Annotated in this window: 1 pseudogene; it reads left to right on the plus strand. The window is 32.6% G+C overall.

Features of this window, described 5'->3' with window-relative positions:
- Positions 1 to 337: pseudogene (locus FUA24_RS23500) on the plus strand (hypothetical protein); the annotation flags it as partial.

Genomic DNA, 337 nt, shown 5'->3' on the forward strand with positions numbered 1-337 from the left:
GGCTACATGTATTGGCGTTATTTTATGTGGAATTTTACAGGAAGACAAGATGATATTCAAGGACGTTATGATAATCATGGTAATTGGCTTAGTGGCATAAAACCACTTGATAATTGGCATATTGGTTATCCTCAAGAAAATTTACCTTCTGATGTAAAAAATAACAAAGCCCGTAACACCTATTATTTACTACCCTTAATTTTAGGTATTATTGGATTCTTTTTTCTGTTTAATAAAGACAAAAAATTATTTTGGGTAATGCTTGTGTTTTTCTTGTTTACAGGAATAGCCATTCAGGTTTATACCAACGTTCGCCCTTTTGAACCTAGAGAACGTG

This window comes from Seonamhaeicola marinus (assembly GCF_008085455.1).